This window comes from Pantoea sp. SGAir0175 (assembly GCF_043547855.1).
Genome location: NZ_CP028081.1, coordinates 1,423,065 through 1,447,291 on the forward strand (window position 1 = coordinate 1,423,065; position 24,227 = coordinate 1,447,291).

General features: G+C 57.3%; 22 protein-coding genes and 1 pseudogene. 12 read left to right on the plus strand and 11 right to left on the minus strand.

Annotated elements, in window-relative coordinates; all coding sequences use genetic code 11:
• Nucleotides 1-46 precede the first annotated feature (46 nt).
• From C1N56_RS06500 to C1N56_RS06510, 3 genes are read right to left on the minus strand one after another with little or no spacing between them, the layout of a single operon-like run.
• The gene (locus tag C1N56_RS06500; protein WP_394517290.1) at nt 47-1,261 is read right to left on the minus strand and encodes a c-type cytochrome; all 1,215 of its coding nucleotides are present in this window, start codon (nt 1,259-1,261) and stop codon (nt 47-49) included.
• On the minus strand, nt 1,258-3,024 hold the full coding sequence (locus C1N56_RS06505) for a GMC family oxidoreductase (RefSeq protein ID WP_104188552.1): 1,767 nt from the start codon (nt 3,022-3,024) through the stop codon (nt 1,258-1,260). The genes C1N56_RS06500 and C1N56_RS06505 overlap by 4 nt, the downstream gene beginning before the upstream one ends.
• Entirely contained in the window at nt 3,025-3,771 is a 747-nt protein-coding gene (locus C1N56_RS06510) for a gluconate 2-dehydrogenase subunit 3 family protein (protein WP_021509194.1), read from the minus strand.
• Between the two features lie 281 nt (nt 3,772-4,052).
• Here C1N56_RS06510 and C1N56_RS06515 point away from each other — a divergent pair, with 281 nt between their 5' ends.
• Entirely contained in the window at nt 4,053-4,817 is a 765-nt protein-coding gene (locus C1N56_RS06515) for a meso-2,3-butanediol dehydrogenase (protein WP_021509195.1), read from the plus strand.
• 56 nt (nt 4,818-4,873) lie between these two features.
• Here the strand turns inward: C1N56_RS06515 and C1N56_RS06520 are convergent, their stop codons facing one another.
• Nucleotides 4,874-5,746 carry an MBL fold metallo-hydrolase gene (locus C1N56_RS06520; RefSeq protein ID WP_394517458.1) on the minus strand — a complete coding sequence of 291 codons (873 nt, stop codon included), beginning with the start codon at nt 5,744-5,746 and terminating at the stop codon, nt 4,874-4,876.
• 169 nt (nt 5,747-5,915) lie between these two features.
• Here C1N56_RS06520 and C1N56_RS06525 point away from each other — a divergent pair, with 169 nt between their 5' ends.
• Nucleotides 5,916-6,803, plus strand: coding sequence for a LysR family transcriptional regulator (locus tag C1N56_RS06525; protein WP_211725180.1), 888 nt, complete (start codon nt 5,916-5,918; stop codon nt 6,801-6,803).
• 17 nt (nt 6,804-6,820) lie between these two features.
• Here the strand turns inward: C1N56_RS06525 and C1N56_RS06530 are convergent, their stop codons facing one another.
• Nucleotides 6,821-7,717 carry a TIGR01777 family oxidoreductase gene (locus C1N56_RS06530; RefSeq protein ID WP_211725181.1) on the minus strand — a complete coding sequence of 299 codons (897 nt, stop codon included), beginning with the start codon at nt 7,715-7,717 and terminating at the stop codon, nt 6,821-6,823.
• Nucleotides 7,718-7,921: 204 nt separating this feature from the next.
• Here C1N56_RS06530 and yfcF point away from each other — a divergent pair, with 204 nt between their 5' ends.
• Both yfcF and yfcD read left to right on the plus strand, forming a co-directional pair.
• On the plus strand, nt 7,922-8,563 hold the full coding sequence (gene yfcF / locus C1N56_RS06535; RefSeq protein ID WP_058758433.1) for a glutathione transferase: 642 nt from the start codon (nt 7,922-7,924) through the stop codon (nt 8,561-8,563).
• 105 nt (nt 8,564-8,668) lie between these two features.
• Nucleotides 8,669-9,214 carry an NUDIX hydrolase YfcD gene (gene yfcD, locus C1N56_RS06540; protein ID WP_021509200.1) on the plus strand — a complete coding sequence of 182 codons (546 nt, stop codon included), beginning with the start codon at nt 8,669-8,671 and terminating at the stop codon, nt 9,212-9,214.
• Between the two features lie 45 nt (nt 9,215-9,259).
• Here yfcD and C1N56_RS06545 read toward each other — a convergent pair whose 3' ends face one another.
• The 3 genes from C1N56_RS06545 to ackA form a co-directional block, all read right to left on the minus strand.
• The gene (locus tag C1N56_RS06545; RefSeq protein WP_394517291.1) at nt 9,260-10,519 is read right to left on the minus strand and encodes a 4-aminobutyrate--2-oxoglutarate transaminase; all 1,260 of its coding nucleotides are present in this window, start codon (nt 10,517-10,519) and stop codon (nt 9,260-9,262) included.
• A 146-nt stretch (nt 10,520-10,665) separates the two neighbouring features.
• The gene (gene pta, locus C1N56_RS06550) at nt 10,666-12,810 is read right to left on the minus strand and encodes a phosphate acetyltransferase (protein ID WP_176428128.1); all 2,145 of its coding nucleotides are present in this window, start codon (nt 12,808-12,810) and stop codon (nt 10,666-10,668) included.
• Between the two features lie 69 nt (nt 12,811-12,879).
• Nucleotides 12,880-14,082 carry an acetate kinase gene (gene ackA, locus C1N56_RS06555; protein WP_021509203.1) on the minus strand — a complete coding sequence of 401 codons (1,203 nt, stop codon included), beginning with the start codon at nt 14,080-14,082 and terminating at the stop codon, nt 12,880-12,882.
• A gap of 339 nt (nt 14,083-14,421) precedes the next feature.
• On the opposite strand from ackA, the gene yfbV reads away from it, so the two are divergent.
• From yfbV to C1N56_RS06570, 3 genes are all read left to right on the plus strand, one after another.
• Nucleotides 14,422-14,874, plus strand: a complete 453-nt coding sequence (gene yfbV / locus C1N56_RS06560; protein ID WP_021509204.1) for a terminus macrodomain insulation protein YfbV — start codon at nt 14,422-14,424, stop codon at nt 14,872-14,874.
• A gap of 150 nt (nt 14,875-15,024) precedes the next feature.
• Nucleotides 15,025-15,519, plus strand: coding sequence for a YfbU family protein (locus tag C1N56_RS06565; RefSeq protein ID WP_021509205.1), 495 nt, complete (start codon nt 15,025-15,027; stop codon nt 15,517-15,519).
• A 14-nt stretch (nt 15,520-15,533) separates the two neighbouring features.
• Entirely contained in the window at nt 15,534-16,193 is a 660-nt protein-coding gene (locus tag C1N56_RS06570; protein ID WP_021509206.1) for a sugar phosphatase, read from the plus strand.
• Nucleotides 16,194-16,218: 25 nt separating this feature from the next.
• On the opposite strand, the gene yfbR is transcribed toward C1N56_RS06570, so the two are convergent.
• Entirely contained in the window at nt 16,219-16,818 is a 600-nt protein-coding gene (gene yfbR / locus C1N56_RS06575) for a 5'-deoxynucleotidase (protein ID WP_021509207.1), read from the minus strand.
• 70 nt (nt 16,819-16,888) lie between these two features.
• Nucleotides 16,889-18,106: a pyridoxal phosphate-dependent aminotransferase gene (locus C1N56_RS06580; protein ID WP_021509208.1), complete on the minus strand. Its 1,218-nt coding sequence runs from the start codon at nt 18,104-18,106 to the stop codon at nt 16,889-16,891.
• 965 nt (nt 18,107-19,071) lie between these two features.
• Here C1N56_RS06580 and lrhA point away from each other — a divergent pair.
• Nucleotides 19,072-19,995 (plus strand): transcriptional regulator LrhA, encoded by a 924-nt coding sequence (lrhA, locus tag C1N56_RS06585; RefSeq protein WP_021509211.1) that lies wholly within the window; start codon nt 19,072-19,074, stop codon nt 19,993-19,995.
• Nucleotides 19,996-20,043: 48 nt separating this feature from the next.
• On the opposite strand, the gene C1N56_RS06590 is transcribed toward lrhA, so the two are convergent.
• A complete protein-coding gene (locus tag C1N56_RS06590) occupies nt 20,044-20,178 on the minus strand; it encodes a hypothetical protein (protein WP_254919513.1) in 135 nt (44 codons plus the stop codon).
• Nucleotides 20,179-20,655: 477 nt separating this feature from the next.
• Between C1N56_RS06590 and C1N56_RS06595 the strand changes: the two genes are divergently transcribed.
• The 4 genes and pseudogenes from C1N56_RS06595 (at nt 20,656) to nuoE (ending at nt 24,226) form a co-directional block, all read left to right on the plus strand.
• On the plus strand, nt 20,656-21,099 hold the full coding sequence (locus C1N56_RS06595; RefSeq protein ID WP_021509213.1) for an NADH-quinone oxidoreductase subunit A: 444 nt from the start codon (nt 20,656-20,658) through the stop codon (nt 21,097-21,099).
• A 15-nt stretch (nt 21,100-21,114) separates the two neighbouring features.
• Entirely contained in the window at nt 21,115-21,792 is a 678-nt protein-coding gene (locus tag C1N56_RS06600; protein ID WP_021509214.1) for a NuoB/complex I 20 kDa subunit family protein, read from the plus strand.
• Between the two features lie 116 nt (nt 21,793-21,908).
• On the plus strand, nt 21,909-23,708 hold the full coding sequence (gene nuoC / locus C1N56_RS06605; protein ID WP_031280036.1) for an NADH-quinone oxidoreductase subunit C/D: 1,800 nt from the start codon (nt 21,909-21,911) through the stop codon (nt 23,706-23,708).
• Nucleotides 23,683-24,226: pseudogene (gene nuoE / locus C1N56_RS06610) on the plus strand (NADH-quinone oxidoreductase subunit NuoE). Before nuoC ends, nuoE begins: the two are co-directional and overlap by 26 nt.
• Nucleotide 24,227 lies beyond the last annotated feature (1 nt).

Below are 24,227 nucleotides of genomic sequence, written 5' to 3' on the forward strand. Positions count from 1 at the left end.
TGAGCCTGTCGCACCGGCAGCCGCCGCTGCCGGTGCTGACACGGCCCTATTCCAGCTTCTGTTTCACTTTCTTCACGTCGTCAGCGCTGACCGGTGCGGCGGCATTTCCCCAGCTGTTGCGGATGTAGCTCACCACTGCGGCGATCTCCTCATCACCCAGCGTGCCGGCAAAGGCCGGCATTGCCGGTGCCGTCGGGCGGGCATCGGTATCGACACCGCGACTGCCGGCGGCGACCACCCGAATCAGCGAGGTGGCATCCTCCTGATTGAGCAACGGATTGTCCGCCAGCTGCGGGAAGATATTCTTCTCACCGCGGCCGCCCGGGCTGTGGCAGGCTGAACACTTCGCCGCATAGATTTGCGCGCCCAGCTTCATGCGATCGTCCGTCGCGGCAAGTGCGGCGGGCGCTTGCTCATCACGCGATTCACCGCTTTTCAGGTACACCGCCACCGCCTGCAGATCTTCATCGCGCCAGTGCTGCGTGGAGTGACGCACCGCGTCGGCCATCGGACCGGAAGCGATATCGAAACGGTTCACGCCGGTACGCAGGTAGCTGACGATATCCTGCTGGCTCCACTTGCCCAGCCCGCTGTGCGGGTTCGCGGTGATGTCCGGCGCCATCCAGCCTTCGACCACTTCACCACGCAGGAACGCGCCGTTTTTATCGCCGCCGAGCAGATTTTTTGGCGTGTGGCAGGTGCCGCAGTGGCCCGCGCCCTGCACCAGATACGCACCGCGATTCCACTCAGCGGATTGACTGGCGTCCGGCTGGAACGCGCCACGGTCAAAGTTGATCCAGTTCCACACCATCAGGCTGGTGCGGATATTGAAAGGAAAGGGCAGCTGATTGGTCTCGACCGGGTGGTGTATCGGCTGCAGCGTCTGCATCCATGCCCACAAATCCTGCAGATCCTTATCCGACATTTTGGTGTACGCGGTGAACGGCATCGCGCCGTACAGCCGCTTGCCGCCGTGGCCGATGCCCTCGGTCATGGCGCGGCGGAAATCTTCATAGCGCCAGTTGCCGATGCCGGTTTCGCGATCCGGCGTGATGTTAGCGCCGACCAGCGTACCAAACGGCGTCTGCATCCTGACGCCCCCGGCAAACGGCTGCTGCGGATCGGCGGTGTGGCAGGCGGTGCAGTCCGCCAGCGTGGCTATATAGCTGCCGCGCGCGTACTGATCGTATTCCGGCTGGGCGTGAGACACAAAGCTGGTGAGCAGCAGCGCGGCAGCGCACAGAGAGAGGCGTGTTTTCATGCGGTAATCATCTCCCCGGGACGTTGCAGATAGTAGTGACGAATCGCATGCGCCGCTTTGAATGCCAGCGCGCCGACGGTGCCGGTCGGGTTATAGCCCGGGTTTTGCGGAAAGGCTGATGCGCCCACCACGAACAGGTTCGGTACATCCCACACCTGCAGATGTTTATTGACCGAGCTGGTTGAGGGATCGCTGCCCATGATAAAGCCGCCAACCACGTGCGACGACTGATACGGCACGCTGCTCCAGTGGCCGGTCATCGGTTTGACAATCATCTCGCGCGGGTTCATCGACTTAGCGATTTCCGCCACTTTACCCGTGCAGTACTGCGCCATTTTCAGATCGTTCGCCGCAAAGTCGAAAGTGATGCGTAGCAGCGGTCGGCCGTGCGGATCTTTGTAGTTGGGATCGAGCGACAGATAGTTGGTGCGCGTGGTGTAGCTGCTGGCCTCGCAGCCAATTGACATGGTGCTGAGGTAGTTGTCTTTCAGCGCGCGCTTCCACTTCGAGCCCCATTTGGGCGTGTTGGGCGGCAGCGGCCGGTAGCCAATCGGTGCCGAGCCGATGGGCGTCACGCGGATGCTGCCGCCGCCGAAGAAGCCCAGACCGCTGTGGTCAAAATTATCGTTATTGAATTCATCAATGCCCATGCCCACCGCGCCGGCACCGATAAACGGGTTAAAGTTTTTGTTGTCAAAAAACAGCGTGACGCCGTTGGCGGTCTGATAGGCGTAATTGCGGCCGGTGGTGCCTTTGTTGGTGACCGGATCATAGGCCTGGCCAATGCCGGAGAGCAGCATCAGGCGCACGTTTTCAAAGGTAAAGGCGGCGACGATTACCAGATCGGCCGGCTGTTCCCACTTATCGCCGGAGGAGTCAATGTAGGTGACGCCGGTGGCCTGTTTGCCGCTGGCATCGGTCAGCACTTCCAGCACTTCGCAGTTGGTGTACGCGGTAAAGTTCTCTTTGCGCATCAGCGCCGGCAGCACGGTGGTGATGGCGCTGGCTTTCGAGTAGTTGGCGCAGCCGTAGTTGGTGCAGAAGCCGCAGAAGGTGCAGGGACCCATGGTGACGCCATAGGGATTGGTGTACGCCTCGGAGACCAGCGAGGAGGGCACCGGAAACGGCTGGTAGCCGAGATTTTTTGCTGCTTCGGCAAACAGCGTCGGACCATAGGGCTGGCGCAGCGGCGGCGTCGGATAGTCGGCCGAACGGGCACCTTCGAACGGATTGCCGCCCGCCCGTTTCTCTCCCTGAATATTGCCGGCGTAACCCGAAGTGCCGGCCACGCGCTCAAACTGCATGTAGTGCGGCTCCATCTCTTCCCAGCTGGTGCCCCAGTCCTGCAGCACCAGCTCATCCGGAATGGCACTGGCACCGTAGCGTTCGGTCAGGTGGCTTTTCAGGCGAAACTCTTCCGGCTGAAAGCGAAAGGTAATGCCGGCCCAGTGGTTGCCCGCGCCGCCGGTGCCGTTGCCCGGATGGAACGAGCCCCAGGTACGCATCGGCAGGGCGGTTTGCGACGGATTGTTGCGCATGGTGCAGGTGTTCTGCCGCGTGCGTAGCATCAGCTCTTCGCGCATCACGTAGCGCAGCTCGTCGGTGACGGTGCCAATATTGAAGTCGCGCGCGGTGTCGCGCCACGGGCCGCGCTCAATGCCGATCACTTCCAGGCCTTCGTCGGCCAGTTCATTGGCGATAATCGATCCGGCCCAGCCGAGACCAATCACCACCACATCGGTTTTCGGTAATTTCTTCATCATCTATCCCCGTGCTTTCCATTGCGCAATGCTGATCGGCTCTAAGCCCAGATTTTCGTTGTGGCGCTCAACGTATTCGCGATAGTCGTAGCGCGCGCCGGGAAAGCCCAGCATCTTCCACGACACCATGTCTTTGTTGCCGCCGTAGATCGGATCGGCAAAGAAGCCTTCCATGGTGTTGTTCAGCACCTCAAGAAACAGCGACTGCGCATCAAAGCCGCTGAAATGCACCTTTCCGGCTTCCATGTCTGCCAGCAGCGCGTCCTGCTGCGCTGGCGTCAGATCGACAAAGTTCTTTTGCGAAGTTTGCTGCACGTAGCGGTTGAGCGCCGCCAGCCCCTGGCGATAGCGCTGTTGCGGCACCAGCGGCGACTGGTCGCCCTGCTCGGTGGTGCCCTGCTGAAACGGGCCCTGCATGTAGAGGCGTTCAAAGGTGCCATAAAAGCCGTGCAGCTGGCGGTCGATAAAGACAGCGCAGCCGGCTTCTTTGCCGCCCACGCTCAGCTCGTCCGCCGGAATAATGCGGTCAACCATGGCTTCCACGGTGCGCGCTTCTTCCTCGGTGAAGAACAGCCAGCCCTGAGCCTGGAACTGTTCCGGTGGGTTATCGGCGAAGGGGGTCCAGCCGGGAGCGCCCTTAAGGGAGACGGCATCGGCGGCGCGGGTGACGCCAGCGGCAACGCCCAGCGTCGACCAGGTCAGTACCTGGCGTCGTGTGACACCGGGCAGGGTTTTGGCTCGTTTTTTCATCATCGCTTCCAGACAGAGTAACAAGATAAGGCGTAACCGGCCGGCGTGCGCAGCGGCACAACGGGCCGGAATCTTCAGTTTTTGTAAATTTTTATCGCGAATGTTAACTGTAGACGGGCTGCGTGGTGGCGACCAATAACCGTACAAAAAAGTGCACTATTTGATAATCCGCCGGTTTTTTTCTGAACTAAGCGCCACGTTAAATCTGCAGGCTTCGCTTGAACTCAGCGCGCTGGCTGCCAGGCTTAACCGTTTCAACCACGAAATAACCAGGAGGAAATATGTCGCGCTTTGCAGAGAAAGTGGTGGTTATTACCGGAGCCGGATCCGGCATTGGTGCCGCAGCGGCGCAGCGTTTCGCCAGTGAAGGCGCTCAGGTGGTGCTGGTGGGCAGAACCCGCGACAAGCTGGAACAGGTGCTGAGCACGCTGAGCGGCGAGAAGCATCTGGTGGCACCCTGCGACGTCGGCGATGCGGATCAGGTTAAACAGCTGGCAGAGCAGGTGCAGCAGCAGTATGGGCGCGTGGATGTACTGGTGAATAACGCCGGCAGCATTGTGCAGGGCAAAATTCACGAAGTGTCGATAGCGGACTGGAAGTCGCTGATGAGCACTGACCTCGACGGTGTATTTTACTGCACCCACTTCTTTATGCCCGCGCTGCTCAACAGTAAAGGCAACGTAGTGAATACCTCGTCGGTATCCGGACTGGGCGGCGACTGGGGCATGAGTGTCTACAACGCCGCCAAGGGCGCGGTGACCAATTTCACCCGCGCGCTGGCGATGGATTATGGCACCGACGGCGTGCGCGTTAACGCCGTATGCCCGGGTTTTACCTTTACCGATCTCACCGAAGAGATGAAAAACGATGAGGCGCTGCTTGCACGCTTCTATGACCGTATTCCGCTGGGCCGCGCCGGTGAACCGGAAGATATCGCCAGCGCGATTGCTTTCATCGCCAGCGACGACGCGCGTTACATCACCGGCGTTAACCTGCCGGTCGATGGCGGTCTGACGGCGTCGAACGGCCAGCCGAAACAGGCGTAAGTGATAACAGGCGGAGGGTCAGGTGTACTGTCACCGCCAATCCGCCTGTTAGTCGGTCATGGCTCACTCGCTTCGCCATCGTCACTTGCTGACATATAGCTGGCCGTATAACCGCCGTTCGCTAACGCCACGACTCTGGCAAAGCCAGACGCGCCAAAATGCATACCGGCAATCACCGTATTTTCCGCTGCCACCTGCTGCAAAATACGCCGGCGCGTCTCTCTGGCCATGACGGGATCGATATCGAAGGCGATGGAAACCTGCGGGCAGGCCAGCTGAACAGGCGGGTAATGCACAATATCACCCCAAATCAATAAACGCTCGCCGTCTGAATCAATGCGAAACCCGCAATGCCCCGGGGTATGACCGGGCAACGCCAGCGCACGGATTCCCGGGCTGATCTCCTCATCCGCCATTAGCTGCAGCCGCGGGCCATAAGCCTGCAGGGTGCGCCGCACCAGCGCCGCGTTTAACTGCGCGCGTTCACTCAGCTGGCTGATCGCCGCATCATCCTGCCAGAAGGCGGCTTCGCTGTGGCTGAGGCAGAGCCGGGCATGGCGAAAGACCGGCTGACCCGCGCTGTCCAGCAAGCCGCCAATATGATCGGGGTGCGCATGGGTTAATAACAGGGTATCGATGTCGTCCGGCGTTACCCCGGCCAGCTGCAGATGAGGCAGTAATTTGCCGCTCTGCGCATCGCGTTTTCCCATGCCGGTATCCACCAGAATCACGCGTCCCTGACCGCGAATCAGATAACAAAACACATGGATGTCGCCCGGCTGTGCTATGCCTGCCTGACGTTGCAGATCGACCGCATCGTCGTGGTGAATATCCGTTAATAAACTCAGACTGGCTTGCATAGTGCCGTCGCTGATGGCGCTGACCTGATATTTCCCTGTGGTGTATGAAAATATTGCCTGGCTCATAATGATCTCTGTGCGCTAATTTATTCGTTCACGTTAAACAAAATAACGCGGCAATTTTCGCGGCGGATTAGCGCGATGATAATGCTGCGTCAGTGGCTGTTAGCGCGATAATGACGCTAACACCGTTAAGGTGACCAGTGTCATTTTTGACAGAGTTGAGACCCGGATTGTCATGGACATAAAAATTTTGCGCGCCTTTGCCACTGTCGCGGCGCTGGAGCATATTGGTCAGGCTGCGGAACGGTTACATATTTCGCCGTCTCCGCTTAGCCGGCAAATTCAGCAGCTGGAAAGCGAACTGGGCATGGTGCTGTTTCACCGTGAAAAGAAACGTCTGCGCCTGACGGACGAGGGTAAGCGCTTTCTCACCGAGGTGACGCCCTTTTTGCAGCATCACGAACGGCTAAAAGAGTATGCGCAGCATCTGCAGCAGGGTGACGTTGGGCGGCTGGATATTGGATATGTGGAGGCGGCTATTCACTCGCGCCTGCTGCCCGCGGCGCTGGCGCGGCTGGCACCGGGGGCGGGCATTGATGTCCGGCTGCATGCGTTACGTTCTGCACAGCAAATTGCCCGGTTAGAGGCGGGGGCGATCGATATTGCCATTGTGCATACGCTGCCGCACGATGACGCGGATTTTGTGCATAAGAAGATCGCGACCGAACCGGTGCTGCTGGCGATGCCGGCATCCAGTGCGCTGACCGCGCCCGTGGCGGCTGATTTGCACGGCCGGGCGTGGATTGCCGACCAGGAAAATCTCAATCCTGCCGCGCGGGCGCGATTGCTGGCAGCCTGCCAGCGCGCCGGCTTCCAGCCGGATATTCGTTTTGAAGTGAATGGTCCGCTGGCCGCGCTTGCCTGTGTCGAAGCCGGGCTGGGTTTCACCCTGATCCAGCATAGCCTGGCGCGCATCGTACCGGATAACGTTGTGCTGATGCCGCTACCCGATCTGGCGCTGGAGATCGTGCTGTATGCCGTCTGGCGCAGGCAGGATACCCGACCGTTAACGGCGCGTTTTCTGCAGCAGCTTTGCCACACGCCCGCCGTGGCGCCGCGGTAAGCCTGAGCGGAGATGCGTCAGCCGGCGACATCCTGCAGCGCTTCCTGCAAATCGTACCAGCGGAAACCAAAGCCGGACTCCTCCAGCCGCTTCGGCAGCACGTGCTGCCCGCCCAGCACCAGCACGGCGGATTCTCCCATCATCAGTTTGATGGCGCTGGCCGGGGTGCGCATAAAGGCCGGACGATGCATCACCTGGCCCAGCGTGGCGGCGAACTGCTCGTTGCGCACCGCGTAAGGCGCCACCATGTTGAACGGGCCCTGCAACTGATCGTTATCGATCAACCACAGGATGGCGTTGACCAGATCGTCCACGTGGATCCACGGCAGATACTGTTTGCCGCTGCCAATCGGTCCGCCGACGCCAAGTTTGAACGGCAGCTTCATTTTGCTCAGCGCGCCACCTTCGCGCGCCAGCACCACGCCGGTGCGCAGCAGGCACACGCGGGTGTGCTCGCTTTGCGCCTTCAGCGCCAGCTGCTCCCAGCGGGCGCACAGGGTGTGAGTAAACTCCTCGTGGCCCGGATCGTCCTCGGTCACCACCACATCGCCGGTATCACCGTAAAAGCCGGTGGCCGAGCCGGAAATCAACAGGCGCGGCGGATTGCTGCTGGCGTGGATCAGCGAGACGATCTGTTCAGTGATTTGCCAGCGGCTTTCGCACAGGCGCTGCTTCTGCTGCTCGGTCCAGCGCTTGTCGGCAATCGGTTCTCCCGCCAGATTGATGACGCCGTCAATAGCATTGAGATCGGACTGCTGGTTAATGCCCGACCACAGCATCACGCGCGCATCGAGTTTTTCCCGCGCGGCCGCCACGTCACGCGTTACCACATTCACCTGATGGCCGAGCTGCAGCAGGCGCGGAATTAAATGGCGACCTATCAAGCCGGTACCACCGGTAATAAGCAGGTGCATGTTTAGTCTCCCTGTCATTAATTATCTGCTCTGAATTGAGCATAGAAGAGAAGTGCCGCTGCGGCGTGACAGCGCTTACGCTTATGATGAAAAACCGCCAGTTTGCCGTGGTCCTGCGGCAAAACATCGGACCAGCGCGCCATTGCCTTAGCCGGCAAAAATCGGTAAACATGATGCACACCTGACGCTTAGCCGAGGCAGCTGATGAACTATCCCGCCATTACCTTGTGGTCCGATTCCTGTTTTTTTAGCCCGTATGCCATGTCAGTTTATGTTGCGCTTACCGAGAAGGGCATTCCCTTTACCGTCAGGCGCGTTGACCTGTCGCGCAATGCACAGCTTGACGAGGAATACCGCGGCCTGTCGCTGACCTGCCGTGTGCCCACGCTGCAAATTGATGATGTCAGCCTGAATGAATCCTCGGCCATCGCCGAATATCTCGAAGAGCGTTTTCCGGCGCCGGAGTTTGAGCGCCTCTATCCGCGCGATCGCGAAAAACGTGCTCACGCGCGCGAAGTGCAGGCGTGGCTGCGCAGCGATTTACTGGCGCTGCGCACGGAGCGACCCACTGAAGTGCTGTTTGCTGCTGAACGCTTTGCTCCGCTCACGCCCGCTGGCGAACAGGCCGCCAGTAAACTGATTGCCGCGGTGCAGCGCCTGCTGCCGGACGGCCAGCAGAACCTGTTTGGCGAGTGGTCGATTGCCGACACCGACCTGGCGGTGATGATTAACCGGCTGGCGCTGCACGGCGATCCGCTGCCGGTGAAGCTGCAGCACTATGCAGAATTCCAGTGGCAGCGCGCCTCAGTGCAGCTGTGGCTGGCCGAGTCGGGTAAAGCACGCTAAAACCTTGCGGCGGCGAAAAGAACGCTTTACCTTAGCGCTCATTCTAATAAAGCATCGCAAACAGGCGCGTGCTGGGCACGCCGAAAACAGAGAAAGGGTTACCGGATGGTGGATCAAACGGCAGGTGACGGTATCGAGTGGGTGGATATCGTTAGCGAAGAAAACGAAGTGATTGCGCAGGCCAGCCGTGCGCAGATGCGTGCGCAATGTCTGCGCCATCGCGCTACCTATATTGTGGTGCACGACGGCATGGGCAAGATTCTGGTGCAACGCCGTACCGAGAGCAAAGATTTCATGCCGGGTATGCTGGATGCCACTGCGGGCGGCGTGGTGCAAAGCGGTGAAGACCTGCTGGAATCCGCCCGTCGTGAAGCGGAAGAGGAGCTCGGCATCGCCGATGTCCCGTTCGCCGAGCACGGCAAATTCTACTTCGAAGATCAGCACTGCCGCGTATGGGGTGGACTGTTCAGCTGCGTGTCGCACGGTCCGTTTGCCATGCAGGAAGAGGAAGTGGATGAAGTGTTCTGGATGACGCCGGAAGAGATCACCGCCCGCTGTGATGAATTCACCGATGATTCACTCAAAGCCCTGTCGCTGTGGCTGAGCCGCAACAGTGACGCGGTGCGCAGTAAGCAAAGCAGCGAAGCCTGATTCCTGCGCTTCCGCATTAAGGCACCCTAAGGGTGCCTTTTGTGTTTAATGCTGGCTGAGAATACGGGTGAGAATATTCAGCGCTGTGCTGAACTGGGCGTCCGGAATGGTTAGCGGATAAAGAAAGCGGATCACGTTGCTGTGCACGCCGCAGGTCAGCAGAATCAATCCTTCGGCCAGCGCCTGCTGCTGAATCGCTTTGGCGATTTCCGCCGAGGGCCGGCCGCTGGCGTCATGAAACTCCGCCGCCATCATTGAGCCATAGCCGCGTACCTCGGCCAGCGCACGGCAGCCGGCGCCGTTCAACGCTTCCGCCAGCTGCGTACCGAGCCATTGCGCACGCTCGCACAAGTTTTCCTCACTGATAATATCCAGCACCGCATGCGCGGCGGCAATTGCCGGCGGATGGCCAGCATAAGTGCCGCCCAGACCGCCCGGCTCCGGTGCATCCATCACCGCGGCCCGGCCGCTCACCGCCGACAGCAGAAACCCGCCTGCCAGACTTTTCGCCAGTGTGATCAGATCCGGCTGCACCTCATAATATTCGCTGGCAAACAGCCTGCCGGTGCGCGCAAAACCGCTCTGTACTTCATCGGCGATCAGCAGGATGCCGTGGCGATCGCACAGCTGGCGCAGCGCCGTCACAAACTCTGGGGGCGCGACATAGAATCCGCCTTCGCCCTGAACCGGTTCAAAGATGATGGCCGCCACCTGCTGTGGCGCAATATCGCTGCGGAAAATCATCTCCAGACTGTCGAGGGCATCGTGCACGCTGACGTTATGCAGCGCATTGGGGTAACGCGCATGAAACACCGGGCTGGCAAACGGGCCGAAGCCGGTTTTGTAAGGCAGAACTTTGCCGGTCAGCGCCATGGTCATATTGGTGCGACCGTGGAACGCGCCGCTGAAGGCGATAATCCCCGGGCGGCCGGTGGCTGCGCGCGCGATTTTCACCGCGTTCTCGACCGCCTCGGCGCCGGTAGAGAAGAAGGTGGTTTTCACGGCGCCTTCAATCGGCACCAGCGCATTCAGACGCTCCGCAAGGTGAATGTAGTTCTCATACGGCACGATTTGAAACGCGGTATGGGTGAAGCACGTCAGCTGCTGCTGTACTGCCGCCAGCACTTTGGGATGCCGGTGGCCGGTATTGAGCACCGCAATGCCGGCGGCGAAATCAATATATTCGCGCCCCTGCTGGTCCCACAGCGTGGCGTTTTCGGCTTTCGCCGCAAAGAAATCACACATCACGCCCACGCCACGCGGCGTGGCCTGTAACCGACGGCTGTGCACATCACTGTTGCTCATTGCTGACCTCGTAAGTCGCGGGAGAGTGTAATCAGTGTTAGCGCGCAGGCGGGATTTTGCCAGTGCGTTTATACGGGCAGGGTTGTGGCGCAGGATAAAAAAAAGCACGCCCGGGCGGGCGTGCTGATGCGGAGCGGGGAAGGGGATTAGCCTTCAGCCTGCTGCGACTGAATCGCCGTCAGCGCAATGGTGTAGACAATATCATCGACCAGCGCACCGCGTGACAGGTCGTTAACCGGTTTGCGCATGCCCTGCAGCATCGGCCCGATGGAGATCAGGTCGGCAGAACGCTGCACCGCTTTGTAAGTGGTGTTACCGGTGTTGAGATCCGGGAAGATAAATACCGTCGCACGTCCGGCCACCGCTGAGTTCGGTGCTTTAGACTTGGCGACGTCTTCCATGATTGCGGCGTCGTACTGCAGCGGGCCATCAATCACCAGATCCGGGCGTTTTTCCTGCGCAATGCGCGTTGCTTCACGCACTTTCTCTACGTCACTACCGGCACCGGAGTTACCGGTAGAGTAGGAGATCATCGCTACGCGTGGATCGATGCCGAAGGCTTTGGCGGAGTCGGCGGACTGAATCGCGATCTCGGCCAGCTGTTCCGGATTAGGATCCGGGTTGATGGCGCAGTCGCCGTACACCAGCACCTGTTCTGGCAGCAGCATGAAGAACACCGAGGAGACCAGCGAGCTGTTCGGCGCGGTTTTGATCAGCTGCAACGGCGGACGAATGGTGTTGGCGGTGGTGTGAACCGCGCCCGAGACCAGACCGTCAACTTCGCCGCTTTCCAGCATCATGGTGCCCAGCACCACGTTATCTTCCAGCTGCTCCTGCGCGACCACTTCGGTCATGCCTTTGCTCTTACGCAGCTCAACCAGGCGCGGCACGTAGTTGTCACGCACCACCTGCGGATCGACAATTTCAATGCCTTTACCGAGCTCAACGCCCTGCGCTGCGGCCACGCGCTGAATCTCATCCGGATTGCCCAGCAGCACACAGGTGGCGATGCCGCGCTCGGCACAAATCGCCGCCGCTTTAACGGTACGCGGTTCGTCGCCTTCCGGCAGGACGATGCGCTTGCCGGCTTTACGCGCCAGTTCGGTGAGCTGATAGCGGAATGCCGGCGGTGACAGACGACGGCTGCGTTCGGATGTGGCGGTCAGTGATTCAACCCAGTCAGCATTGATAAAGCCGGCCACATACTCCTGCACTTTTTCGATGCGCTGCGTGTCGTCAGCCGGCACTTCCAGGTTAAAGCTCTGCAGGCTGAGCGAGGTTTGCCAGGTGTTGGTTTTTACCATGAACACCGGCAGGCCGGTCTGGAAGGCGCGTTCGCACAGACGGGCGATCGGCGCTTCAATCTGATAGCCGCCGGTCAGCAGCACCGCACCAATTTCGATGCCATTCATCGCCGCCAGACAGGCCGCCACCAGCACGTCAGGACGGTCGGCTGAGGTCACCAGTAGCGAGCCCGGACGGAAGTGCTCCAGCATATGCGGGATGCTGCGCGCGCAGAAGGTGACGGATTTGACGCGACGCGTGTGGATTTCACCTTCGTTGATGATCTCCGCGTTGAGATGGCGGCACATATCAATGGCGCGCGTCGCGATCAGATCAAAGCTCCACGGCACGCAGCCCAGCACCGGCAGCGGGCTGTTGGCGAACAGTTGCTTAGGATCGATGTTGGCGATGCTGGCTTTCGAGGAGTCGTCGAAAATTTCTGACAGATCCGGACGGGTACGGCCCTGCTCATCTACTGGCGCGTTGAGTTTGTTGATGATGACGCCGGTGATGTTTTTGTTTTTGCTGCCGCCGAAGCTGCTCTGCGTCAGTTCGATGCGCTCTTTCAGCTGTGCCGGTGAGTCGTTACCCAGCGACATGACAAAGACGATCTCCGCGTTCAGCGTTTTGGCAATTTCATAGTTCAGCGCCGAGGCAAACTGATGTTTGCGCGTCGGAACCAGGCCTTCCACCAGCACCACTTCCGCATCTTTGGCGTTGGCGTGGTAGTTGGCGATGATCTCTTCCATCAGCACATCCTGCTGGTTAGAACCCAGCAGCGACTCAACGCGAGACATTGGCAGCGGAACCGCGGCCGGAATAGCGGAGTTTTTGCGAATGATGGTGGTGGTCTGGTCTGGCGCATCGCCGCCAGCGCGCGGCTGGGCGATCGGTTTGAACACGCTCAGGCGCACGCCTTTGCGCTCCATGGCACGAATCACGCCAAGGCTGACGCTGGTCAGGCCGACGCTGGTGCCGGTAGGAATAAGCATAATTGTACGTGACACTATAGAAACCTCGCGGTGTTACAGGGTGTCAAAAACAACACCGTCAGCCGAAGCTGACGGAGAGAAACATTACGCGGTGAGGCGCGCGGCGTCCTGGGCGATGACCCACTCTTCATTGGTTGGAATCACCACTGCCGGGCGGGTACCCTCTTTATTGATGAAGCCGGATTTGCCGAAGCGTGCAGCCAGGTTGCGCTCGTGGTCAACCTCGAAGCCAAGCAGACCCAGTTTGTCCAGCGCCAGCTCACGTACCATCGCCGCGTTTTCACCGATACCGCCGGTAAACACCACCGCATCCAGACGGCCTTCCATCAGCGCGGTATAGCTGCCGATATACTTCGCCAGGCGGTGACAGAACACATCCATCGCGCGTTTGGCATCGTCTTTGGTGGCGTAGTTGTCTTCTACGTAACGGCAATCGCTGGTGACTTCGGTCAGGCCGAGCAGGCCGGACTCTTTGGTCAGCAGTTTGTTGATCGCATCCACGCTCATGCCCAGCGTATCGTGCAGGAAGAAGACGATAGCCGGATCGATGTCACCGCTGCGGGTGCCCATCACCAGACCTTCCAGCGGCGTCAGACCCATTGAGGTATCTACGCACTGGCCGTTACGGATGGCCGCCACAGAACCACCGTTGCCGAGATGGCAGGTGATGATGTTCAGCTCGCTGACCGGCTTGTTCAGCATTTTGGCGGCTTCCTGCGTCACATAGTAGTGACTGGTGCCGTGCGCGCCGTAGCGGCGCACGCCGTGCTCTTTATACAGGTTGTACGGCAGGGCATAGAGATAGGACTCTTCCGGCATAGTCTGATGGAAGGCGGTGTCGAAAACGGCGACATTTTTATCCGACAGGTGCGGGAAGTTTTTCATGGCTTCGTCGATGCCGATCAGGTGCGCCGGATTGTGCAGTGGCGCGAAGGACGACGCATCTTTGATGCCCTGAATAACGGACTCGTCAATCACCACCGATTGCGTCAGCTGCTCGCCGCCGTGAACGATACGATGGCCGATTGCAGCGATTTGTGCCGAAAGCTCTGGTTTTTGTGCCAGAATAGTTTTAACGATGAAGTTCAGCGCTTCGCTGTGCGCTGCGCCCGCGCCGAGCGGGGCTTCCTGTTTGCTGCCGTCCAGTTTCCACTTGATGCGCGCTTCCGGCAGGTGGAAACACTCCGCCAGACCGGAAAGGTATTCGTCACCGCTGGCTGGATTGAGAATGGCAAACTTAAGAGAGGAGCTGCCGCAGTTGAGGACCAGTACTAACTTCGTCGACATGGAAGTACCTATTTTGTTAAATAGTGGCTAAAAATAACGCAATCAGACTAACAGCGTAGCCTATGAAAGCTGGTAGATTAATGATTAACATCATGCGCTAGTCAAAAAAGAAACGACACGCAAAAAATTTCGGTAATTTTACGCAGATTTTTGAAATCCACGAAGCGAAACATGGCTCCAGCGCGCTCTTTTATTGAGCTGCGGCTTCCGGTAATGTTGCAAAAACGGCGTCAGAATACCCACTGTGACCCGCAAAGACAAAATCTTTTGAAGGATGTCACGTAAAGTTGTGTAGTTATAAAATTTTTTTAAATGTTGCAGTAATAGTTGAGGTCTACCATGGCGAATGACGCAGGCAATCCAGGCTGGTTCGGCTTATTTCAGCGCGGCCAGCACTACATGAAAACCTGGCCCGCCGACAAACGTCTGGCGCCGGTGTTTCCTGAGAACCGTGTGGTGACGGCAACCCGCTTTGCGATTCGCTTTATGCCACCGCTGGCCATTTTTACGCTGACGTGGCAAATCGCGCTCGGCGGGCAGCTCGGTCCAGCCATTGCCACCGCGCTGTTTGCCTGTAGCCTGCCGATGCAGGGATTATGGTGGCTGGGTAAACGTTCCGTCACGCCGCTGCCGCCAACGCTGCTGCACTGGTTCCACGAAGTGCGCGCCAAACTGGAAGAGGCCGGACAGGCCATCGCCCCCGTCGACGGCAAGCCGACTTACCAGGCGCTGGCGGATGTGCTCAAGCGTGCTTTTAAGCAGCTCGACCGTACTTTCCTCGACGATCTTTGATCAATTGGCGCTTTTCTCTGCCAGAGAATTTGCGCCCAATCCCGGTTCAAATCAAAGAATAGTGATGCGGACATACACGCATCGCTTTCGTTGTGTAATCATTTCTGCATTGTTTAAATCTTAAGCGGCCCTGCGGCCCGGGAGTAAACCATGGAAATGACCCATGCACAGCGACTGATTCTTTCTAATCAATACCAGATGATGGCGATGCTTGAGCCGGATAACGCCGAGCGCTATCGCCGCTATCAGACCATTATTGAACGCGGCTATGGACTGCAATTGCGCGAGCTGGACAAAGAGTTTGGCGAGCTGAGCGAGGCGACCTGCCGTACGCTGATCGACATTATGGAAATGCATCATGCGCTGCATGTTTCCTGGTCCAATCACAAAGCGCCCTGCAACATTGAAGAGCGTCGCCTGGCGTTTCTCGGCTTCGACGCGGCCACCGAAGCGCGTTACCTCGGCTATGTGCGCTTTATGGTTAACGTGGAAGGGCGCTATACCCATTTCGATTCCGGCACCCACGGCTTCAATGCGCAAACCCCGATGTGGGAAAAATACCAACGCATGCTGGCGGTGTGGCACACTTGTCCGCGTCAGTATCACCTCAGCGAGAATGAGATCGCGCAAATCCTCAATGCCTGAATAAGGAGCAACGTGTGAAGTACAGGGGTTTTCTGTTTGATTTAGACGGGACGCTGGTGGATTCACTGCCGGCCGTGAATCGCGCCTGGTCAAGCTGGGGCGCGCGCCATGGCCTGGCCGCGCAGCAGGTGCTGGACTACATTCACGGCAAACCGGCGATCAACTCGCTGCGCCACTTTATGGCGGGCCAGTCTGAAGCGGCGATCCAGGCCGAATTTCGCTGGCTGGAGCAGCTGGAAGCAGAAGACACGGCAGGCGTGCAGGCGATTGCTGGTGCCCACGCGTTGCTGGCTACCCTGAACGCACTCGACATTCCCTGGGCGATTGTGACCTCGGGATCGATCCCGGTGGCGCACGCCCGCCACAAAGCGGCCGGCTTACCGCTGCCGGAGGTGTTTATTACCGCCGAGGACATTAAATTCGGTAAGCCCAATCCTGAACCTTATTTGCTGGGTGCTGAGCGGCTCGGGCTTTCTGCGCCAGAATGCGTGGTGGTGGAAGATGCACCGGCGGGCATTATCGCCGGGCTGGAAGCGGGCAGCGCCGTGGTGGCGGTCAATCCGCCGGCCGATGCGCCGCGCCTGAGCGAAGTGGCGCTGCAGGTGGAAAATCTGCAGCCGCTGCACATCAGTAAACAGCCGGACGGTTATTTCAGCGTGACGCTCCGCGCCTGAAACAGCCCACGCTGAGCGGCGCAGATTACAGCGGCGTATCCTGGGAAATTTCATCCAGCGACAGGCTGAAGCTGGGGATGAAGACTTCAACGAAGTAATCCATCTCCGGCGATCGCCGCTGCGCCAGCGTCTTCTCCAGACGGGCTTTGGCCAGCAGAAACTCGTTGTTGCCGGCCGACAGTTCTTCAAGGCACTTAAGGTAGGCGCACAGCGCATCAGCCTGTTTCACCACCGCCTGCTCGCTCTCGCTATGCAGGTGCTCATCCAGCAGCGGACGATACGCGTCCTGCAACTCAGGTGGCAGCATCTCAATCAGCTTGTGCTGCGCAATCTTTTCGATCTTCTTGTATTCATGGGCAATCTGCGCGTTGTAGTACTTCACCGGCGTGGGCAGATCGCCGGTCAGAACTTCGCTGGCATCGTGATACAGCGCCAGCATGGCGATGCGATCGGCATTCAGATTGCCGTTAAATTTTTTGTTTTTAATGATGGCCAGCGCGTGCGCCACCATGGCGACCTGCAGACTGTGCTCGGAGACATTTTCCGTGCGCACATTGCGCATCAGCGGCCAGCGGTTGATGAGTTTCAGGCGGGAGAGGTGGGCGAAAAAGTGGCTACGGGTCATGGACGGTTCCTGTTGCACGGCGGGGAGCTTGTGCGGCTCCCCGAAAGTCAAACAGTATACGCGTCACAGATTACTGGCGATAGCCTTGCAGGAAGCGACCAAACTTGTTGATGGCCATCTCGAGGTCGTCCACGCGCGGCAGGGTAACGATGCGCACGTGATCCGGCCACGGCCAGTTAAAGGCGGTGCCCTGCACCAGCAGCACTTTTTCCTGCAGCAGGAAATCCAGCACCATTTTCTGGTCGTCCATGATGTTGAATTTCTTCGCATCGATGCGCGGGAACATATAGAGCGCGCCCTGCGGCTTCACGCAGCTGACGCCGGGAATATCGTTAATCAGTTCCCAGGCGCGCTGGCGCTGCTCGAACAGCCGTCCACCCGGCGCGATAAACTCGCTGATGCTTTGATAGCCGCCCAGCGCAGTCTGAATGGCATGCTGCGCTGGCACGTTAGCGCACAGACGCATCGAGGCCAGCATCTCCAGACCTTCGATATAGCCTTTGGCGTGCTTCTTCGGTCCGTTCAGTACCATCCAGCCCTGGCGGAAACCGGCCACGCGGTAGGTTTTGGACAGCCCGTTGAAGGTCACGGTCAGCAGATCCGGTGCCAGCGCGGCAATCGAATGATGCTGGGCTTCGTCATACAGAATCTTGTCGTAGATCTCGTCGGCGAAGATGATCAGGTTATGCTGGCGGGCGATCTCCACGATCTCCAGCAGCAGCTCTTTGCTGTACACCGCACCGGTCGGGTTGTTGGGGTTGATGATCACGATCCCGCGGGTACGCGGTGTGATTTTGCTGCGGATATCATCCAGATCCGGGAACCAGCCCGCGGATTCGTCGCACAGATAGTGCACCGCTTTGCCGCTCGACAGCGAAACCGCCGCCGTCCACAGCGGATAATCTGGCGCGGGCACCAGCATCTCATCGCCGCTGTTCAGCAACGCCTGCATCGCCTGCACGATCAGTTCAGACACACCGTTGCCAATATAGATATCTTCTACCGTAACGTCGCGCATGTCGCGCGCCTGGTAGTGCTGCATGATGGCTTTACGTGCTGAATAGAGACCTTTCGAGTCGCAATAGCCTTGCGCGCTCGGCAGGTTACGAATCACGTCTACCAGGATTTCATCAGGGGCTTCAAAACCAAACGGGGCAGGGTTGCCGATGTTGAGTTTGAGAACTTTGTTGCCTTCTTCTTCGAGACGTTTAGCTTCTTTCAGTACCGGGCCACGAATGTCGTAACAGACATTTTCCAGCTTGCCGGATTTATCAATTTGAAAATTCATCGTTACCGCCTTAATGGGCAGAGTCCTTTTAACCTGCCACTAAAATCAAACCTGCTCAATTTACTCCTCTCACCGTAACAAAAGAAGGGCAGCGCTGGGTTTTGGCGCGATAGCCAGGCTTTGCCGGATTCAGTGGCGCGAAACGCATTTTTAACTATTAAAACTGGTTTAATTATCTATTAAAATGGCAGGAGTCAACATTAAATGCTTGCGCTGATCGGGTCGCCTGTAAACCGGGATATCCAGCCGCGCGCCGCGCCATTCAGCAATTTTTCATTTAACTACGGTCTGAGGAATGGTTAGCGACTTGATGAAATAGTTAAAGGAATCTTGTTAGATGCCGAAAAAATGTGCAGCAATGATTAAGCACTATCTGGCATGAGGCGATGACGATGGTTATTTGCTTTGCGAAGCGGTTGAAACCAGGCCCCGTCAGCCGGGGATAAAACCGCGTGGCAGCGGCTTAAATAGCATTTACGCTGTCACTTTAACGCTTATCATTCAGTTTAAGAACCAGGCGGGTTAAAAAATCAGCAGCGTTGTGGCAGGATGTGCCGGAAATGGCTTTTGGTCAAAAATTACGATGTTTTGAACAAAAACATTTCCATTTATAGCGTAAAAATGATTAAGTATAATTTATTATTTGATGCACTTTATCGCTTCGCATCAGCATAACAAGATGTTATTCCTTTTTGCCCCGCAGGACAGTTTGGCGGGAAACCAGGCAACTACACAGCTTCCAGCAACGTTCTACTGACGTCCCTGGCCCAGGAAGTTGTTCTGACTTTTACGACGCCATTGCCCGTTTTGCGGTGATGTGTTCGTCGGCATCCGCCTGACTCGATTTTTTCATGAGCGCCTTCACACAGGGCGATCATTAAGCACCATTACCACTTATCTCTTTGATAAGTATGGTAATACACCAGGGTAGTAGTTTCAAAAAATCTTATAAGTGAAGAAATAACATGACTAATGCAAATCGTCCGATACTGAATCTCGACCTCGATCTGCTGCGTACTTTTGTCGCCGTTGCTGACCTGAATACCTTTGCAGCCGCCGCTGCAGCAGTATGCAGAACGCAATCAGCCGTAAGCCAGCAGATGCAACGTCTGGAACAATTGGTAGGTAAAGAGCTGTTTGCCAGACATGGACGTAACAAATTGCTGACTGAGCATGGCATTCAGCTGCTTGGATACGCCAGGAAGATCCTGCGTTTCAACGATGAAGCCTGCACTTCTTTAATGTACAGCAATATCCAGGGCGTGCTGACGATTGGCGCGTCTGACGATACCTCTGATACCATTCTGCCGTTTCTGCTTAACCGCGTAACGTCAGTGTATCCGAAACTGGCAATCGATGTCCGCGTGAAGCGTAATCCGTTTATGATGGAGATGCTGAACCAGGGCGAAGTGGATCTGGTGGTGACCACCTCCAGTCCGGGTAACTTCACCTACCAGGTGCTGCGCACCTCGCCAACGCTGTGGTACTGCGCGGCAGACTATATTTTCCAGCGTGGTGAAGCCATTCCGCTGGTGCTGCTGGATGAGCCAAGCCCGTACCGTGACATGGCGATCGATCATCTCAACGAAGCGGGTATCCCGTGGCGTATCTCCTACGTGGCTTCCACGTTGGCGGCGGTACGCGCGGCGGTAAAAGCGGGGCTGGGTGTTACCGCGCGTCCGGTTGAAATGATGAGCCCGGAACTGCGCGTGATGGGGGCGGCAGAAGGCCTGCCGGTGCTGCCGGATACGCAATATCTGCTGTGCCGTAATCCGGACAGCGATAATGAGCTGGCGCTGGCCATCTTCAACGCGATGCAGTCCACTAACGATCCTTACAATCTGAGCGCGAATCCGGACGGTACGCTGTTGCTGGATGATGAAGAGTAAGGTTGACCGTTACTGGTAATCCTGCACAACCGGCATGCCAGATAATTGTTAAAAGTTAGAGAAAAAAGCCTTAGCCTGATGAAAATCAGCTAAGGCTTTTTTTATGGCGGTTATTTCCGCTTTTTTAGCACGATTTGCACCTGATAATTTCACTAACTTCCTGAAAAGTGAAATGTGTTTCATTTTCATCCTGCGCGGAATTTATTTATCATTTCGTGCCAACTTTATCTCCGTCTTTCGTCAGACCGCCTGCCGGTTTTTCCAGCAAAAAACGTCAATATGTGTTCTGGATCAAAAAAATACCCCCGATAAGGGGGGGGAAATCCGCGCAAGACCTGTCAAACTATGATTGTTAAACGCACGATCCATGCATGTGAATACCCGCTACACTGAAATTAACCGTACAAACTGAAGCGATTTAGCTGGCGCTCAGGGGTGCATATGTTAATAATATGATGCGGGTGTAAATTAATGTTTGGATACTTTTGTCAAAGTTGACAAAAGGTTATAGAAAGGAGTAAAAAACCCCATAAAATTGCTGCTTAATTGATAAAGACAGCAAAGTTTATAAGGTTTTTTATCCTTCCCTTGAATCGATGTGGTGTGTTTGCTGCGACAGTGCAGGATGCCATCGCCACTTTTGATGAGTAAGCAAAGAGTATGTCAACAACCACAGAAGTCATCGCTCATCACTGGGCGTTTATTGTTTTCATTGTTATCGCGTTTGGCCTGTGTGCCTTTATGTTAACCGGTGGCTGGTTGTTAGGTGGACGTGCACGCGCGCGTCATAAAGACACGCCGTTTGAATCCGGTATCGAATCCGTCGGTGATACCCATATCCGCCTCTCGGCAAAATTCTATCTGGTTGCGATGTTTTTCGTCATTTTCGACGTCGAAGCCCTCTATCTATACGCATGGTCGACCTCCATTCGCGAAAGCGGCTGGGTCGGCTTTGTCGAAGCCGCAATTTTCATTTTGGTGCTCCTGGCAGGCCTGGTTTATCTGGTGCGCATCGGTGCGCTGGATTGGGCGCCTGCGCGTCGTCGCGTAGTCGTCAAATCGAGCCCGGTCAGCCACAGTCACACCAACCCTCATAAGCAGTAAAAGCGAGGCAATAAGATGGACTACACGCTGACACGCGTAGACCCGAACGGGGGCGATAACGACCGTTATCCCCTGCAGAAACAGGAGATTGTTACCGATCCTCTGGAGCAGCACGTTCATCGCAGCGTCTATATGGGCAAGCTCGAGCACGCCCTGCATGACATGGTGAACTGGGGTCGTAAAAACTCTCTCTGGCCGTATAACTTCGGCCTTTCCTGTTGCTACGTGGAAATGACCACGTCATTCACCGCAGTACATGATGTGGCGCGTTTCGGTGCGGAAGTAATGCGCGCCTCGCCACGTCAGGCTGACTTTATGGTGATCGCCGGTACGCCGTTTACCAAAATGGCGCCGGTGATTCAGCGTTTGTATGACCAGATGCTGGAACCAAAATGGGTGATTTCGATGGGGGCCTGCGCCAATTCCGGCGGCATGTATGACATCTATTCGGTGGTGCAGGGTGTGGATAAATTCCTGCCGGTTGATGTGTATATCCCGGGTTGTCCGCCACGTCCGGAAGCTTACATGCAGGCGCTGCTGCTGCTGCGTGAGTCCATCGGCAAAGAACGTCGTCCGCTCTCGTGGGTGGTTGGCGATCAGGGCGTGTATCGCGCCAATATGCAGTCTGAGCGTGAAAGAAAGCGTGGTGAGCGTATTGCCGTCACCAACCTGAGAACCCCAGACGAAGTTTAAGCACCCCGTACACGGATGGAGCCACGGCCGCAGCAGATAATGACAACGTAGTGTGTGCCGCCATCCTGACGCCTTCTTTTGAGTGCCTGATTACAGGCCGGAATGGTGAGTAACGTATGACAGATTTAACCACGCAAGATCTCGCTCAGCCTGCATGGCAAACCCGGGATCACCTGGATGATCCGGTGATCGGCGAGCTGCGTAACCGTTTTGGGCCGGATGCCTTTACCGTTCAGGCCACCCGCACCGGCATTCCGGTCGTTTGGGTGAAGCGTGAACAGCTACTGGAAATCATTGAATTCCTGCGTAAGCTGCCGAAGCCGTACGTCATGCTCTATGACCTGCACGGTTTCGATGAGCGTTTACGTACTCACCGCGCCGGTCTGCCCGCCGCGGATTTTTCCGTTTTCTATCACTTGCTGTCGATTGAACGCAACCGCGACATCATGCTCAAGGTGGCGCTGTCTGAAAACGATCTGAATGTGCCCACCATCACCAAAATTTTCGCCAACGCCAACTGGTACGAGCGCGAAACCTGGGAGATGTTTGGTATCACCTTCAACGGCCACCCACACCTGACGCGCATCATGATGCCGCAGACCTGGGAAGGGCACCCGCTGCGTAAAGACTACCCGGCGCGCGCCACCGAGTTCGATCCTTTCACGCTGACTAAGCAGAAAGAAGATCTGGAGATGGAGTCACTGACCTTCAAGCCGGAAGACTGGGGCATGAAGCGTGGCACCACCAATGAGGACTTCATGTTCCTCAACCTCGGTCCGAACCACCCTTCAGCGCACGGTGCGTTCCGCATCATTCTGCAGCTGGATGGCGAAGAGATCGTCGACTGCGTGCCGGACGTGGGTTACCACCATCGCGGCGCGGAGAAGATGGGCGAGCGTCAGTCGTGGCACAGCTATATTCCATATACCGACCGTATCGAGTACCTCGGCGGTTGCGTAAACGAAATGCCGTACGTACTGGCGGTGGAAAAGCTGGCGGGCATCACCGTGCCGGATCGCGTGAATGTGATTCGCGTGATGCTGTCAGAGCTGTTCCGTATCAACAGCCACCTGCTGTACATCTCCACCTTTATTCAGGACGTCGGTGCCATGACGCCGGTGTTCTTTGCCTTTACCGACCGTCAGAAAATCTATGACGTAGTGGAAGCGATCACCGGTTTCCGTATGCACCCGGCGTGGTTCCGCATCGGCGGTGTGGCGCACGATCTGCCGAAAGGCTGGGAACGTCTGCTGCGCGAGTTCCTCGACTGGATGCCGAAGCGTCTGAAAGAGTACGACAAAGCTGCGCTGCGCAACACCGTACTGATGGGCCGTTCGCAGGGCGTGGCCGCTTATAACATGGACGAAGCGCTGGCGTGGGGCACCACCGGTGCCGGTCTGCGCGCCACCGGTCTGGATTTCGACGTGCGTAAATGGCGTCCCTATTCCGGCTATGAAAACTTCGACTTCGAGGTGCCGGTCGGCGCCGGCATCAGCGACGCTTACACCCGCGTGCAGCTGAAGATGGAAGAGATGTGGCAGTCGCTGCGTATCCTTGAGCAGTGTCTGAAAAACATGCCGGAAGGGCCGTTTAAGGCCGATCATCCGCTGACCACGCCGCCACCGAAAGAGCGCACGCTGCAGCACATTGAAACCCTGATCACGCACTTCCTGCAGGTTTCGTGGGGCCCGGTAATGCCGGCCAACGAATCGTTCCAGATGATTGAAGCGACGAAGGGGATTAACAGCTACTACCTGACCAGCGATGGCAGCACCATGAGCTACCGCACCCGCGTGCGTACGCCGAGCTTCCCGCATCTGCAGCAGATCCCTTCGGTGATCCGCGGCAGCCTGGTATCCGACCTGATCGTGTACCTCGGTAGTATCGATTTTGTTATGTCAGACGTGGACCGCTAATTATGCACGATCAAAAAATTGCCATTCAAACCATCGACCCGACTGAGGTCTTTGTGCTGAGCGAGGCCGAGCACCACGCTATTGAGCATGAAAAACATCACTACGAAGATGCGCGCGCGGCGTCGATTGAAGCGCTGAAGATCGTGCAGAAGCAGCGCGGCTGGGTGCCGGACGGTGCCATCAACGCGATTGCTGAGGTACTGGGCATTCCGGCCAGCGACGTAGAAGGTGTGGCGACGTTTTACAGCCAGATCTACCGTACGCCGGTTGGCCGCCACGTGATTCGCTACTGCGACAGCGTGGTGTGCCACATCACCGGTTACCAGGGCATTCAGGCGGCGCTGGAGCAGAACCTGAACATTAAGCCGGGACAAACCACGCCGGATGGCCGCTTTACGCTGCTGCCAACCTGCTGCCTCGGCAACTGTGACAAAGGCCCGACCATGATGGTGGATGAAGATACCCACGTTCACCTGACGCCGGAAGGCATCGCCAACCTGCTGGAGCAGTATCAATGAC